The following is a 420-nucleotide window of genomic DNA, read 5'->3' as shown; positions in this document are numbered from 1 at the left end:
CAGGCTCAATCATCATTTTAGTTTGGTGTCTGGCCTTAGTTTTGGGAATTCCTATGATTTACTGCTTTTTTAAGTAAATGTGTTGGTTTATCATTGACCATGTTCAGCATTGTAACCCCGAAGTCCCTCCGCACCTGAAAATCTGAAATAACTGTAGTGAAGAATAAAGAATTTACATATTCATAACTACATAGATTTCATCTCACGGAGGGTAAAATGGATAACAATGAATTTTATGGAGCCAGGCCCTATCTCACTACCCGAAAAATAAACCCTGAGAATCAAGAGTCTCCTATTCACTTTATCGATTCACCAACAATTTCGAATAAATTATTCTACAGGCGTAATCATTTTTCATACCCTGAATGGGTGACTACACCATTGGCTATTACAGGGTTTGTAGAAAAACATATGCTATTC

General features: G+C 36.4%; 1 protein-coding gene. It reads left to right on the top strand.

What is annotated here, in order from left to right:
• Positions 1-216: 216 nt before the first annotated feature.
• Positions 217-420 (top strand): hypothetical protein (locus AC2JF9_RS09780; RefSeq protein WP_500727388.1); only part of this gene is annotated, 204 nt, incomplete at its 3' end.

This window comes from Lactobacillus sp. C449L, from assembly GCF_059900815.1.
Note: the sequence above shows the minus strand (reverse complement) of the source record. Positions and strands in the feature narration are given on the sequence as shown.